We start from the raw sequence: 14,118 nt of genomic DNA on the forward strand, positions 1-14,118 counted from the left end.
GTGATCTGAATCTTCAACCTGCCTTGCACGCCGCCGTTCCAGATCAGGCGCTATGGTGCGCGGCGCATTACGCAAGCGAGCTGGCTGGATATGGAACAGAAACAACACGAGTGGATGCAGGCCGTGACCGAGGCGCTCAGCGATCTGCTGGCCGCGCGCGTGGCCCAGGCCACGCTGCTGGAGGCGATGCTGGTCTCGCATCCGGATCCGGTCATGCTCAGGAAGGCGTGGGATGAACTGTCGTCCCAGCGCATCGCCTATGTGGCGCAGAAGAAGGCGCTGGCCGACGACCCGCGTCCGATGGATGCCCAGACCTTGGAGCAATTCCGCGCGTGGGAAGAAAAACTCAACCGCTATTTTCCGCGCGACCCGGCTGCCGGAAGTGCGCAGACCTGAGGTTGCCGGTATCACGCGAACGGTCGCGAGCTGACCGGTCAGCACTGCCGACGATGTTCTGGCCGCGGCCAACGCCCGCATGCGATCTTCTACCTGGGATCACCTGCTCGGCCATCCCCGTCAGCACACATGCCGATGGCTGGCCTTCGACTCGCGTATGGCATCGCGACGCTACCGAGGCCACCACTGGCCCAGGTAACGCAGCACGTTCCGTTGTCGTGCGCAGCGACTGCGTTTCAAGCCACCGACGCGCGCGCTCGGGTGGGCTCGGCAGGCAGGCGCAACGTGGATGCGGTCAGGCCAGGCGCGGTGGCCTGCAGCACGATGTCGCCGCTGCTGCGCGTGGTTTGCAGCAGCGCCGCACACAGGCCGTTGAATGCCTTGCGCCGCGGCGCCTTGTCGTCTTCGTGGCTGCTGGGATCGCCATTGCCGACCCCAATCAGCCGTGCAGGTCCGCGCAGCGCGAACTGCACCAGGTTGTCGGCAGTCGGTACCAGGCGGCCTTGTGCGTCGACGATTTCCACCTTGACCACTGCGACGTCTTCGGCATCGGCACGTAGCGTGTTGCGATCGCAGCTCAAGCGAATCGCCGCCGGCTTGCCCGTGGTTTGGCGACGCTCGCTCAGCACCAGCTTGCCGCCGCGATAGCCGCGCGCTTCGATCATGCCGGGCGCATAGAGCACACGCCATTCGACATGGCCGTAGGCCGGCACCTGCTGCGTGCCCTGGCTGACGCCGTTGACCAGCAGTTCCACCGCCTCGAGATTGCTGTGGCACCAGACCGCGATGCGGCCGTTGTCGTCGGGCTGCAGCAAGCCGTCCCAGTTCCAGTGCGGGAACAGATGCAGTACCGGTTCACTGGTCCACTGCGCGCGGTAGTACCAGTAGTTGTCTTTCGGAAAACCGCAGCTATCGAGTACGCCGAATTGCGAAGCCACATTCGGCCAGCGGTTGTAGGGCGTGGGCTCGCCGCGATAGTCGAAGCCGGTCCAGATGAAGCCGCCGGCAATGTATGGGCGTTGCGCGACATAGCTCCACCAGGCTTCGGCGGTGCTGGCCCACCAGGGGTGGTCCAGGTCGTAGGCACGGGTATAGCCGCGTTGGTCGTCGCGCTGATAGTTGCCGCGCACTGACACGGTGCTGCCGGTTTCGCTGCCGTAGATCGGGATGTTGGGATATTGCGCATGGAAGCCATCCATCTGGCTGGTGCGGTAGTTGAAGCCGACCACATCCACCACCTGGCCCACGCCATCACCGAAGCCCTTGTCCATCGCGAAGGTGGTGGGGCGGGTGGGATCGAGCTGGCGCACACGTTGTTGCATGCGGGTCACGATGCGTGCACCGCGTTCGGTCACTTGCTGCGGCTCTTCGTTGCCGAGCGACCACAGGATGACGCTGGGATGATTGCGGCCACGCCGCACCATCGTTTCCAGTTCGCCCATCGCTTCGGGGTCGGTCGACATGCGGCGGGTTTCTTCGATCACCAACATGCCGAGGCGGTCGCACAGCGCGAGCAATTCCGGCGTGGCCGGATTATGCGAGCTGCGATACGCGTTGCAGCCCATCGACTTGAGCTGGCGCAGGCGCCAGGCGTGCAAGGCGTCCGGAATGGCGGTGCCGACACCGGCATGATCCTGGTGATTGTTGGTGCCATGCAGCTTGAGCGGTGCGCCGTTCAACAGGAAACCGCGTTGCGCATCGAAGGCGATGCTGCGCACGCCGAACGGCGTCACCAGCGCATCGAGCGCGGTGCCGTCGCTGTGCACGCTGGTGGTCAGGCTGTAGAGCTGCGGGGTGTCGATCGACCACAGCGCCGCCTGCCCGAGCGGCAAGGTCTGTTCGACCACCTGCACCTGGCCGGGCGCGACCGTGATCGCTGCGCTGGCCGCCTGCGCCACGGTGCGTCCATCCGGTGCGGCAATGCGCGCCTGCACCACGCACTGGCGTGGCGCGGTGCCGTCGTTGCGCACTTCGGTGGAGAGCTGCGCAGTGGCGTTGCCGTCCTGCACGCTGCCGCGTACGAACACACCGTCTTGCGGAATGTGGAGGGGGTCGGTCTTCTGTAGCCACACATGCCGGTAGATGCCGGCGCCTTCGTAGAACCAGCCTTCGCCCAGCGTGGCATCCACGCGGATGGCGATGATGTTGGGCTTGCCGTAGTCGAGCACTTCGCTGAGGTCGACTTCGAAGCCGCAGTAACCGCTCGCATGACGGCCGACGATGTGGCCATTGCAGAACACGATGCACTCGCGGAACACGCCATCCAACACCAGGCTGATGCGCTTGCCCAGATCGCTTGCCGGAATCTGCAGCGTGCGCCGGTACCAGCCCACGCTGTTCTCCGGGAAACTCGTGCCCAGCGGCTTGTAGCCGTGCGCGGCGGCCGGGTCTTCCTCGGTCATGAAGGCCGAGATCGGCTCCTGCCGAAATGGCAAACCGACGGCCCAGTCGTGCGGCAAGTCCACCTGCTGCCAGGCGCTATCGTCGAATGCCAGTTGCGCGGCGGTCGCGGTGTCCTTGCCGGCCTTGGCGAAGGTGCGCTGGAAGGTGCCGAACTCGAAATCGCGCGCGGCATCGCTGGCATGGCCCAGGTGGAAGCGCCAACCGAAGTCGAACAGCAGACGCTCCCGCGGTGCCAGCGCTGCATCGCCTAGCGCTGCTGTCGATACGGTGTTTTTGGCCGCAGGTGCAGCCATCGCGCCAGGCGATGCCAAAGTGCCGGCTGCGCCCATCGGCAGTGCGGCGCTTACCCCACTGGCCAGCATGCCGCGCAGCAACTCGCGTCGATTGATACCACTCATGGCTGCGTCCTTTTGCCGGCATCTACCGAACTCTCTGGCGCGCTCGCATCATGCTTGCCCGCGTCGGATGCACGCGATGCAGGCACACCGGTATACGGGTGGCGCATGAAGTCGATCGCCGGCAACACCTCGTTGCCGTGCTTGAAGTCGAAGAAGCTGGCGTTTTCCCACGACGAGCCGGTGCCCCAACGCGTTTTGCAATGGCTGCTGGTCCATGCCGGCTCCCAATACACCACGCCGGCGCCGCCGGTATCGATGACCAGTTGGGTGAGGTCCACCATGTAGCGCGCCTGGCCTTGCGGCGTGGCCGGGTAGCCGGCAATCAGCGAATCCTCGCCGAGCAGATTGTGCGAGGTGTCGCCGGAGTCCAGCGTCCACGGGTACGCGGTTTCCACTACCACCACATCGGCATCGTAGCGGCCGCGCAAACGCCTGATGGTCTTGCCCAGCTCGGCCATCGATTGCGTGGACCATTTACGGTAGTAGCTGATGCCGATCAGATCGAAATCGGTGACGCCGGCCTTGGTGGCGTCGGCGAACCACGGCTCCACATTTTCCGGCTGGGCGATATGCAGCATCACCCGCGGTTTGATCGCCGAGCGTACGCTCATGTCGCGCACTGCCTTGATGCCGGCGTTGAACAGCTTGGCATTGCGCTGCCAGTTGATGGGGCGCTTTTTGTCCCAGGGCGTGCTGTCCATCAGGTCGGAATTGCTTTCGTTGCCCACTTGCACGAGCTCGGGCATCAGACCGGCACGGTCGAGCGCGCTGAGCGTGTCATAGGTGAAGCCGTACAGCGTGCGTGCCAGTTCATCGGTGTCGGTGATGCTGGCCCAGGCCTTGGGGATCAATTGCTTTTCGCCGTCGGCCCAATCGTCGGAGTAGTGCAGATCCAGCAACACCTGCATGCCTTGCGCGCGTGCACGTGCAATGGTCTTCTTGACGTCCGACAGGTCGCTGTAGCGGGTCCAGCGCGCATCGTTCCACAAGCGTACGCGCACCAGATTGGCCCCGTGCGCATGGAACAGTTCGAACGGATCTTTGACCACGCCGTTCTCGCGGTATTGCACACCGCATTCTTCCATCTCGTTGACGTAGGACAGGTCCGCGCCGAGATACAACGTGGCCGGAGCCGGGGCGGCGTGTGCGAAGGTGGAAATGGCCAGCGCCAGGAGCGCGGGTGTCCAGAGACGGCGTGGTGAGCGCATGCAATTCCTCGACAGAGACAACGTGGAGCGGGTGACAGCATGCCGCAGGCGGCCGTGCTGCTGCACGGCCGCTGTGCAGAGTCCAAACGTGGCTTGCAGATTGGATTCCACCTAGTAGCTGCGGTGTTATGCAGGTGCAATCAGATCGGCTGCGCAGCAGCATGTGCAGCCGATCAAGCGACGCCTAGAACTTGTAGGTTGCTTCCAACTGGTAACGGCGACCGAATACCTGGTAGCCGCCATCGTCCTGATTGGCCAGCCGGTTGGGCTTGTTGTCGGTATAGGCGCGCAACGGCTCGTTGGTGAGATTGCTGGCCTGGAAACGGAAGCCGAGCTGCTTGCTGTACTGCCAGTTCAAGCTCAGATCCACCGTGCCTTCGCTTTGCAGGCGCGCCAGCCGTGCGGCATTCCAGCCGTACACCACCGTGTAGGGGCTGTGGTACTTGTAGCCCACGCGCGCTTCGAAGGTGCCGTTGCTGTACCACAGGTCGAAGGTGCCGGTCTTGCGTGCCAGCCCGCTCAACGGCAGCGGGTTGTCTTCCGGCGAGAATTCCTTGAGGTTGGAATCGACCAGCGAATAGTTCGAGTAGACGCCGAAGTTTTCCATGTGCGGGATGAAGTAGAACGGCGTCTGGAAGGTGAGCTCCACGCCATTGATGTAGCCGCCACCGCCATTGAACGGCGCGCTGACCAGGTAATCCAGGCCGTTGATCGTTTCGCGGTCGGTGCGGTAGCCGATGCTCGAATCCACTTCCTTGCGATACACCGCCAGGGCGGCGAGCGCTTCGGTGTGGAAGTACCACTCGTAAGAGACATCGACCTGGGTGGCCTTGAACGGGTCCAGCTGCGGGTTGCCGCCGCTGCCGGTGAGCTGGCCAACGGTCACGCTGGGGTCGTCCAGACGGCGGCCGGTGCGCAGTTCGTCCAGCGGCGGACGCGCGATGACCTTGGCCACCGCAAAGCGCAGGATGCGCTGGTCGTCGATCAGGAAATTGAGCGTGGCACTGGGCAGCACGTCGGTGTATTCCTTGCTGCCGGTGCTGGGCTGGATGGTGCTGCCGACCGAATCGAAACCCTCGCTGGTGGTCCTGGTGTTGACCAGGCGCACGCCGACATTGCCGGTGACATCGGTGCCGAACAGTTGCGAGCTGAAGACAGCTTTGGCGAAGGCTTCGCGCACGTCTTCCTTGACGTTCCAATGGTCGAGCAGTTGTTCGTCGAGCGTGCTCGGATCGAACCCGCCAAAGCCGATGCGTGCGATCTCGGCCATGTTGCCGCCGGTCAGCGTGGGCACGTTCAAGTCGGGCATGGTGACCGGGTAGATCAGGTCCTGATACGCCGAGATCGGCTGATCGTAGCCGGACTGGTTGCTGAGAAAGCGACGGTTCTGCTTTTCGCGACGCGCGACGCGTGCGCCCAGTTCCAGCGACGTGAACGGGCCGGCATCCACGGCGCGGCTGGCGTTGAGTGCCAGCGCAGCGATCTTGTCGCGCAGCGCCTGCGGCTCGGTCTGCCCGGCAATGCCGTATTCGGGCGTGTCCGAGCTGGTGCGGATGGTGGGGGTGACGCTGCGGCGGAAATCGAACGAGATGGTGTCCGGGTTGCTGCCGAAACGCACCGCCTGCCAGGTGTTGTCACGCTTGGCCTGCGAAAACGACAGGTCGCTGCCCAAGGTCCATACATCGCCGCTCCACTTGGCGTTCAAACCGCCGGCGGTGAGTGTCTTGACCTCGTTGTAGTGGCTGACCACATGGTCGACCTGCAGGTTCGAATTGGCCAGCGTGCCGGCCACCACATCGCCATCGACGATGGTGTAGGACGAGCCCGGCGTGGTGTATGGATTGGTGCTGCCGGAGAAGGTGCTGAAGGCCAGCCCGTTGAACCAGTTCTGCAACTGGTCTTCGTCGATTTCGATGCGCGAATACAGGCCGTCGAATTTCAATTCGAGATTGCCCGAGCGCCACTGCACGGTGCCCATCGCGCCGGTGCGGGTCTGGTCGATCAGCTTGAGCTGGTCGGCCGCGCCCCACGGGGTCGGGTCCACGGTGCCGTCGCCATCCACATCGCGCGAGGTGGTGGCATCGGTATAGCCCCAGCTGCCGATCGACGAGCTGGCGTTCTTCTGCTTCTGGTAGGTGGCGCCGAAGGCGACCGCCAGGTTGTCGTTGAGCTTGTGCACCCAGCTGGCGCCGAAGCGGCTGCCCCACGGGCTGTAGCCGTCCACATCCTTGGCGTGGTCGTAGAACACGGGGCCGGCGGTGCCGACGAATCCCGGACCGGTGTAGTCGAGCGGGCTGATGGTGGAGATGTCCACGGTGGCGGCAAGACCGCCGGCGACCAGATCCGCCGACTGGGTCTTGTAGACCTTGACGGTGGAAACGATCTCGGTGGGGAACACCTCCCAACGCACTGCGCGGTTGGGCTCGGACGAGGCGATTTCGCGCCCGTTGACGGTGCCCATGGTCATGCGCGGGCCCAGCCCGCGCACGGTGGCCAGGCTCTCGTTGCCGCGGTCGCGGGTGCCATTGACGCCGGGCAGCCGCACCAGCGCCTCGGCCACGGTGACGTTGGGCATCTGGCCCATGTTGTCTGCGGAAATCACTTCCACGACATGATCGGACATCTGCTTGGCTTGCACCGCCTGATTCAGGCTGGCGCGCTGGCCGATCACGGTGATGTTGTCCAACGTGACCGGCGCCTGGCCATTGCTGGCGGCGCTGCTGGTGTCGTTGGCCGGCGGCGCGGCGGGTGCAGTGTCCTGTGCATGCGCGCCGAACGCGGTGGCCAGCACGCAAGCGATGGTGGTGCACAGGATGGCGCGAACGGGCGTGCGGCGCAGGCGCCGACTGGCCGGGTGGCCGGTATGGTGAACAGGCATCGGTTGATCCCTCCCAGGACAAAGTGACCGAATACGGTGGTAGCTGCGGGTGCGGCCAGCCGCATGGAGCGGGGCGGGCGCATCTGCGCGGGTGTGTGGCCAGTGGTGCTGTGCTGCGTGATCGCTGTTGGTCGTTCGGTGCGTGACGCCGCACGCGCGCTGCGGCGCGCTGGCGTCCCCCCTGTCTTGCATGTGTCCGCTTCAGGGTAGAAGCGCAAGCCATTCCATTCCAATGAAGCATTTTGCGGCAGCTATCTCGGCTTGGAATGCTGCGCTGCGGCACTCGCGCTTGCTTGGCCCCTGAAGGTAAGGCGGTGATGCGGCAGAAGCTTTGGGATCGGGGCGGGTGCTTGGCTGACGTGGACTGATGCGATTGCCCAAGGCTGTTGCCGCTTGTGCACGCGGCGGGAGCGCCAGAGTGGCCAATGCAACCAACTCAGGTGCATTGGGTCTGTCATTGCGATCGCGGGCCGACGCACGGCTACGTCCGACGACCAGATCCACTTCCGCCAACTCGCTAACGCGCGCGCGCCGGCAGGCGCGGCAGCGCAGGAAACGCGCGCTGCACGCAGTCGCTGCGTTCGCAGGTCAGGCAGCCCGGGCCAATCGGTACCGCATCGTCGACCGCGTTCAGATCCCAACCCCGCGCATACACCAACTGATCGGCGTGGCGCAGGTCGCAGCCCATTGCCAGGGCAAAGGTCTTGCGCGGGCGGCCATACCCGGGCGGGCCGCTGCTGACCTGGCGGGCCAGCCAGAAATAGCGCCGGCCGTCGGGCATGCGCGCGATCTGGGTGAGGATGCGGTCAGGCTGGTTGAACGCCTCGTACACGATCCACAGCGGGCAGGCGCCGCCGACATGCGAGAAATGGAAATCGGTGGCCGAGTGGCGCTTGGAGACATTGCCGGCGCGGTCCACCCGCATGAAGAAGATCGGCAGACCGGCTGCCCCGCGCCGCTGCAAGGTGCTGAGCCGGTGACACACCGCTTCGAAGCCCACGTCGAAGCGGTCGGCCAGCCATTCGATGTCGTAGCGCGAGGTTTGCGCGCTGTGCAGGAACGCGCTGTAGGGCATCACCAGCGCGCCGGCGAAATAGTTCGACAGGCCAATCCGCGACAGCGCGATGCGCTCGGCGTCCTCGAAACCGGCATCGGCAATGCGCGCGTCCAGCAGCGGCGCGCATTCCAGCAAGGCCAGCTGTGCGGCCATCTGAAATGCCTGCTGGCCCGGCCGCAAGTGCGCCGGCAGCCACAGCACACGGGCTTGCGCATCCATGCTGCGTTTGTCGCTGTGCAGATCGGCGGCATCCTGCACCAGCAGGCCGTGGCGATCGGCGAGGCGTTGGCGCAGCCGCAGCGGCAGATTTTCCGGGGTCAACCCGAGTTCGGCGTAAAGCGCTTCGGCGCGCTCGTCCAGTTCGGGCAGATAGTTGTGCGCGCGGTTGAAGTAGTCGCGCACCTGCTCGCCGGGCGATAGCGATGGGATTGCCGCGTGCTCGACCCCGATCTGCAGTTCCAGCGCCGCGTTGCGTTCGAGCAGATGCTGATGGGCGCGGTGCAGGTCCAGCAGCGCCTGCGCTACCTGCGGCAGATTGCCGGTCAGCGCACGCAGCTCGGCCGGCAACAGCGTATGGCCCAGGCTGCGCAGCGATGCGTCCAGCGGCTCGACCAGTGCGGCCGGGTCGTCCAGGTCCAGCAGGCCGTCCAGGTCGCCCAGCGCGCTCTTGAGCCGCTGCTGGATGGCCAGGGTGAGCGGGCGCTGATTGCGCTCGATCTGGTTGAGATAGCTCGGCGACAGTTCGAGCCGGCGCGCCAGCTCGGCCTGGGTCAGGCCATGGCGCTGGCGCAGCCGCTGCAGGCGCAGCCCAAGCTGGTGGCGGAGTTGAGCGTGCGACTGGGGCATTCGCAAGATTCGCAAAATTGTGTCGCCAGCTTAGCGCGATTAAGCAATCGCGGGCTGGGAATGGAGGGTGTCGATGCAAACAATGCGAAGTATTGGCCTGCAACGGCCCGATGTCCTTCTCAACAAGCGAGCCCTGCAATGAGCCAGTCCGTCCCCCGCGTCTCCCTGTTGATCGATGGCGAAATGGTGGCGTCCGCCAGCACGCAGTGGCAGGACGTGGTCAACCCGGCCGACCAATCGGTGTTGGCCCAGGTGCCGTTCGCCACCACCGCCGAAGTGGATGCCGCAGTGGCGGCGGCCAGCCGCGCCTTCGTGACCTGGCGCAAGACGCCGATTGGCACCCGGGCGCGTATTTTTCTCAAATACCAGCAGCTGATCCGGGAACACATGCCCGAACTGGCTGCGCTGCTCAGCGCCGAGCAGGGCAAGACCCTGGCCGATGCCGAAGGCGATGTGTTCCGTGGCCTGGAAGTGGTGGAGCACGCCGCGGCGATCGGCAACCTGCAACTGGGCGAGCTGGCCAACAATGTCGCCACCGGCGTGGATACCTATAGCCTGCTGCAGCCGTTGGGCGTGTGCGCGGGCATCACCCCGTTCAACTTCCCGGCCATGATTCCGCTGTGGATGTTTCCGATGGCGATTGCGACCGGCAACACCTTCGTGCTCAAGCCCTCCGAGCAAGACCCGATGGTGACCATGCGGCTGGTGGAACTTGCGCTGGAAGCCGGCATTCCCAAGGGCGTGCTCAACGTCGTGCATGGCGGCGAGGAAGTGGTCAATGCGCTGTGCGATCACCCCGACATCAAGGCGTTGTCGTTTGTCGGTTCCACCAAGGTGGGCACGCACGTTTATCGACGTGCCTCGCTGGCCGGCAAACGCGTGCAATGCATGATGGGCGCCAAGAATCACGCCGTGGTGCTGCCCGACGCCAACCGCGAGCAGACGCTCAATGCGATGGTCGGTGCCGCGTTCGGCGCCGCCGGGCAGCGCTGCATGGCCGCCTCCACGCTGGTCCTGGTCGGTGACGCCCGTACCTGGATTCCGGAGTTGGTGGCCAAGGCCAAGAGTTTGAAGATCGGCGCCGGCAACGCGCCGGGCACCGAGGTCGGTCCGCTGATTTCCTGCGCCGCACGCGAGCGGGTGGAAGGCTTGATCGCCTCCGGCGTGGAGCAGGGCGCCACCCTGGAACTGGATGGCCGCGCGCCACAGGTGCCGGGTTTCGAGCAGGGCAACTTTGTTGGCCCGACCATCTTTTCCGGCGTCAAACCCGGCATGCGGATCTACGACGAAGAGATCTTCGGGCCGGTGCTGGTGATTCTGGAAGCCGCCACGCTGGACGAGGCCATTGCCTTGGTCAACGCCAACCCCAACGGTAACGGCACGGCGCTGTTCACCCAATCCGGCGCGGCTGCGCGGCGTTTCCAGGAAGACATCGATGTAGGTCAGGTCGGCATCAACGTGCCGATTCCGGTGCCGGTGCCATTGTTTTCCTTCACCGGCTCGCGCGCTTCCAAGCTCGGCGACCTGGGCCCGTACGGCAAGCAGGTGGTGATGTTCTATACCCAGACCAAGACCGTGACCGCGCGCTGGTTCGACGATCAGACGCTGGCCCATGGCGTCAACACCACCATCTCCCTCAAGTGACCCGATCGCCATGAATGCAGCCATCCAGCTCCACCCCAACGCGGCCGATTTGAACGACGAGCAGGAAGCCTTCCGCGCTGCCGCGCGCGACTTCGCCGACAAGGAACTCGCCCCGCATGCAGCGCAGTGGGACGCAGAAGGTCACTTCCCGCGCGAGGCCATCGCCAAGGCCGCCGAGCTTGGCTTTTGCGGTCTCTACACCGACGAAGGCGTGGGCGGCCTGGGCATGCGCCGCCTCGATGCCGCAGTGGTGTTCGAAGAACTGGCCACGGTGGATCCGTCCACCTCGGCGTTCATCAGCATCCACAACATGGCCACCTGGTTGATCGCCAGCTACGGCACCGAGACGGTGCGCGCGCAGTGGGGCCAGGCGATGACCAGCGGCGCCAAGCTGGGCTCGTACTGCCTGACCGAACCGGGCAGCGGCTCGGATGCGGCATCGCTGAAATCGCGCGCCCAGCGCGACGGCGACAGCTATGTGCTCAATGGCAGCAAAGCCTTCATTTCCGGCGCTGGCGCAACCGACGTGCTGGTGGTGATGGCACGCACCGGCGAAGACGGTGCGCGTGGCATCAGCGCCTTCGTGGTGCCGGCCGATGCGCCTGGCATCAGCTACGGTCGCAAGGAAGAGAAAATGGGCTGGAACAGCCAGCCGACGCGCGGTGTGAGCTTCGAAAACGTGCGTATTCCGGCCGAGAACCTGCTGGGCAGGGAAGGCGAAGGTTTCAAGATGGCGATGAAGGCGCTGGATGGTGGCCGCATCAATATCGCCGCATGTTCGTTGGGCGCCGCGCAAGGCGCGCTGGATGCCGCACGTCGCTACATGGGCGAGCGGCGCCAGTTCGGCAAGAAACTGGCCGATTTCCAGGCATTGCAGTTCAAGCTGGCCGACATGGCCACGCAGCTGGTGGCCGCGCGGCAGATGGTGCACACCGCCGCGCGCAAGCTCGATGCCGGCAGCCACGACGCCACCGTGTGGTGTGCGATGGCCAAGCGCTTCGCCACCGATGCCGGCTTTGCCATCTGCGACGATGCCTTGCAGATCCATGGCGGCTACGGCTATATCCGCGAATACCCGATCGAGCGTTTGCTGCGCGATAGCCGCGTGCACCGCATTCTGGAAGGCACCAACGAGGTGATGCGCATGATCGTGGCGCGTCACCTGCTCAATGGCGAGGAGGAATTGCGATGAGCGATTGGGAAGGACGTCTCCATACCGGTCTGCAGGTCGAGCGCGATGGGCACGTGGCCATCGTGACCTTGAGCAACCCACCGGCCAACACCTGGACCGTGCACAGCCTGGCGGCCCTGCGCGACCTGGTGCGCGCACTGGATGCCGACCGCAGCATCTATGCGCTGGTGATCACCGGCGAAGGCGAGAAGTTCTTCAGCGCCGGGGCCGATCTCAAGCAGTTCGCCGATGGCGACAAGGCCAATGCACGCCAGGCCGCGCGCCGGTTCGGCGAAGCATTCGAAGCCTTGAGTGCGTTCCGCGGCGTGTCGATTGCCGCCATCAACGGCTATGCGATGGGCGGCGGGCTGGAGTGCGCATTGGCTTGCGATCTGCGCATTGCCGAGCAGCATGCACAGCTCGCGTTGCCCGAAGCCAGCGTTGGCTTGCTGCCGTGTGCCGGTGGCACCCAGAACCTGCCGCGTCTGGTGGGCGAGGGCTGGGCCAAGCGCATGATCCTGTTGGGCGAACGTATCGATGCGGCAACCGCGCAGCGCATCGGCCTGGTGGAAGAGGTGGTCGGCAAGGGCGAGTCGCGCGCGCTGGCGGTTGCCTGGGCGCAACGTGCCGGCAAGCAGAGCCCGGTCAGTGTGGCGGCGTGCAAGCAGCTGGTGCAGTCCACGCGCCATGGCACCCACGCAGCGGCGTTGATTGCCGAGCGCGAAGCCTTCGTCGATCTGTTCGAGCACGCCGATCAGGCCGAAGGTGTGGCCGCGTTTCTGGACAAGCGCGCGCCGCAGTGGAGCAACCGCTGATGGGGCAGGTCAGCGCAACCGACGAGGCACCGGTGCTGTTCGAGCAGCGTGCGTGCGCCGATGGGCATCGCATCGGCATTGCCACCTTGAATGCGCCCAAGACGCTCAACGGCCTGTCGCTGCAGATGACCCGGCAACTGGAGACGCAGTTGCGCGCGTGGGCCGACGACGCGCAGATCGCGTGCGTGGTGTTGCGTGGCGCCGGCGAAAAAGCGTTCTGTGCTGGTGGCGATCTGCATGGCCTGTACCAGAGCATGCGTGCGCACCGCGATGCAGTGCCCGACAGTGCAACGCGACGCGCAGCGCCGCAGGCCAACGCGCAGGCGGCCGCATTTTTCGAAGAGGAATACCGGCTCGACTACCGCATCCATACCTATCCGAAGCCACTGCTGTGCTGGGGCCACGGCATCGTGATGGGCGGTGGCATCGGCTTGATGTCCGGCGCCAGCCATCGCGTGGTCACCGAACGCTCGCGACTTGCCATGCCGGAGATCAGCGTGGGGCTGTTTCCCGATGTGGGTGGCAGCTGGCTGTTACGCCGCGTGCCCCAGGGGGCCGGCCTGTTTCTGGCGCTGACTGGCGCGCCGCTGGATGCCAGTGATGCCATTTACGCGGGGCTGGCAGATGTACGCCTGGAGCATGCGCAGTACGCAGCAGTGCTGGATGCGCTGAGCGCGCACGCATGGACAGGCAATGCGGACTACGACCGCAACCAGCTCAGTGCATTTCTGCATGGCATCGCGCAACCGACCGAGCCGGGCCCGCTACAAGTCCACGCACAGTTGATCGAACAGTTGGTGGCCGGCGAATCACTGGAGCACGTTGTCGCTGCGATCCTGGCGCTGCAAAGCGAAGACGGCTGGCTGCAGGCTGCACGTGCCACCTTGGCCGCGGGTGCTCCGGGCTCGGCACGCCTTGCCTGGGAGCTGCATCGCCATGCGGGCACCACGACGCTGGCCGACACCTTCCGTACCGAATACGTGGTCGCATTGCATGCGGCGGCGCACGGCGATTTTGCCGAAGGCATCCGCGCGCTGTTGATCGACAAGGATCGTCAACCGCACTGGCAACCGGCGTCGCTGGAAGCAGCCGATGCGCAGTGGGCCGCAGCCTTCTTTGTTGCGCCCTGGTCGCCTACATCGCATCCGCTTGCCGATCTGGGGGCAGGCGAGCTGGGTGTGCAGTGAGTGGCTGGCAACTTGCGAAGCGCGTTCGGCTCACGCCGGATTGCAGTGCGGTTGCCATCTCTGACCTGCGTCATCGCAGCTGAAAACCGGCGGTGGCTCCGCGCGCGCAATCCGC

At 65.2% G+C, this 14,118-nt stretch carries 9 protein-coding genes; 5 read left to right on the forward strand and 4 right to left on the reverse strand.

Annotated elements, in window-relative coordinates; genetic code table 11:
• The first annotated feature begins 42 nt into the window (after positions 1 to 42).
• On the forward strand, positions 43 to 396 hold the full coding sequence (locus ACCQ15_RS06530) for a hypothetical protein (protein ID WP_136733451.1): 354 nt from the start codon (positions 43 to 45) through the stop codon (positions 394 to 396).
• 236 nt (positions 397 to 632) lie between these two features.
• On the opposite strand, the gene galA is transcribed toward ACCQ15_RS06530, so the two are convergent.
• From galA to ACCQ15_RS06550, 4 genes are all read right to left on the reverse strand, one after another.
• On the reverse strand, positions 633 to 3,197 hold the full coding sequence (gene galA / locus ACCQ15_RS06535) for a beta-galactosidase GalA (protein ID WP_372381350.1): 2,565 nt from the start codon (positions 3,195 to 3,197) through the stop codon (positions 633 to 635).
• Positions 3,194 to 4,405, reverse strand: a complete 1,212-nt coding sequence (locus ACCQ15_RS06540; protein WP_372381351.1) for a glycoside hydrolase family 53 protein — start codon at positions 4,403 to 4,405, stop codon at positions 3,194 to 3,196. The genes galA and ACCQ15_RS06540 overlap by 4 nt, the downstream gene beginning before the upstream one ends.
• Before the next feature lie 184 nt (positions 4,406 to 4,589).
• Entirely contained in the window at positions 4,590 to 7,283 is a 2,694-nt protein-coding gene (locus ACCQ15_RS06545; protein ID WP_372381352.1) for a TonB-dependent receptor, read from the reverse strand.
• Positions 7,284 to 7,800: 517 nt separating this feature from the next.
• Positions 7,801 to 9,186: a helix-turn-helix domain-containing protein gene (locus ACCQ15_RS06550; RefSeq protein WP_218506807.1), complete on the reverse strand. Its 1,386-nt coding sequence runs from the start codon at positions 9,184 to 9,186 to the stop codon at positions 7,801 to 7,803.
• A 138-nt stretch (positions 9,187 to 9,324) separates the two neighbouring features.
• Between ACCQ15_RS06550 and ACCQ15_RS06555 the strand changes: the two genes are divergently transcribed.
• From ACCQ15_RS06555 to ACCQ15_RS06570, 4 genes are read left to right on the forward strand one after another with little or no spacing between them, the layout of a single operon-like run.
• On the forward strand, positions 9,325 to 10,830 hold the full coding sequence (locus ACCQ15_RS06555) for a CoA-acylating methylmalonate-semialdehyde dehydrogenase (RefSeq protein WP_136733454.1): 1,506 nt from the start codon (positions 9,325 to 9,327) through the stop codon (positions 10,828 to 10,830).
• Between the two features lie 10 nt (positions 10,831 to 10,840).
• Positions 10,841 to 12,022, forward strand: a complete 1,182-nt coding sequence (locus ACCQ15_RS06560) for an acyl-CoA dehydrogenase family protein (RefSeq protein WP_219196783.1) — start codon at positions 10,841 to 10,843, stop codon at positions 12,020 to 12,022.
• Complete coding sequence (locus tag ACCQ15_RS06565; RefSeq protein WP_011346809.1) at positions 12,019 to 12,816, forward strand: enoyl-CoA hydratase; 798 nt, start codon at positions 12,019 to 12,021, stop codon at positions 12,814 to 12,816. The genes ACCQ15_RS06560 and ACCQ15_RS06565 overlap by 4 nt, the downstream gene beginning before the upstream one ends.
• Positions 12,816 to 14,003: an enoyl-CoA hydratase/isomerase family protein gene (locus ACCQ15_RS06570; RefSeq protein ID WP_122273571.1), complete on the forward strand. Its 1,188-nt coding sequence runs from the start codon at positions 12,816 to 12,818 to the stop codon at positions 14,001 to 14,003. Before ACCQ15_RS06565 ends, ACCQ15_RS06570 begins: the two co-directional genes overlap by 1 nt.
• Positions 14,004 to 14,118 lie beyond the last annotated feature (115 nt).

Source organism: Xanthomonas sp. NCPPB 1754, assembly GCF_041475725.2.
Classification (GTDB): Bacteria; Pseudomonadota; Gammaproteobacteria; order Xanthomonadales; family Xanthomonadaceae; genus Xanthomonas; species Xanthomonas euvesicatoria.